Origin of the sequence: Neisseria sp. 74A18, assembly GCF_001308005.1 — a bacterium.
GTDB classification, from domain to species: domain Bacteria; phylum Pseudomonadota; class Gammaproteobacteria; order Burkholderiales; family Neisseriaceae; genus Neisseria; species Neisseria dumasiana.
Genome location: NZ_LGZA01000080.1, coordinates 1 through 671 on the forward strand (window position 1 = coordinate 1; position 671 = coordinate 671).

At 52.2% G+C, this 671-nt stretch carries 1 protein-coding gene; it reads right to left on the bottom strand.

Going from position 1 to position 671, the window contains the following annotated elements; all coding sequences use genetic code 11:
* The coding region (locus AKG43_RS11870) for an IS30 family transposase (protein ID WP_054617472.1) at positions 1 to 671 on the bottom strand (671 nt) is incomplete at both ends.

A 671-nucleotide genomic window follows, 5' to 3' on the forward strand; every position in this document is an offset into this window, starting at 1 on the left:
TATTGGCGGATGAGTCCGTTGGTGTTTTCATTCAGCGCCTTTTCCCAAGAACGGTAAGGACGGCAGAAATAGGTTTCAGCCACCAATGCTTTGGCTATTCGGGTGTGGCGGTAGAATTCCTTGCCGTTATCCATGGTGATGGTGTGCACCCTGTCTTTATGCGCTCTCAGCGCCCGAATGACGGCGTTGGCCGTATCTTGGGCTTTGAAGTTCTTCAATTTGCAGATAATGGTGTAGCGGGTAACCCGTTCGACCAGTGTCAATAATGCGCTTTTCTGATCTTTGCCGACGATGGTGTCGGCTTCCCAGTCGCCTATACGGGATTTTTCGTCGACGATGGCGGGTCGGTTTTCAATGCCTGTGCGGTCGGGTACTTTGCCTCTGCTCCATGTGCTGCCGTAGCGTTTACGGTAGGATTTGCTGCATATTCTGAGATGCTGCCACAAAGTGCCGCCGTTGCTTTTGTCTTCACGCAGATAGTTATAGACGGTGCTGTGGTGGAGTGTGATTTGGTGGTGTTTGTGCAAATAGGCGCACACTTGCTCGGGGCTGAGTTTGCGGCGGATGAGGGTAGCGATGTGTTGGATCAGCTGCGAATGGAGCTTATAGGGCTTTCTTTTGCGCTGCTTGGTAAGCCGGCTTTGCTGTCGGGCTTTTTCGGCACTGTATTG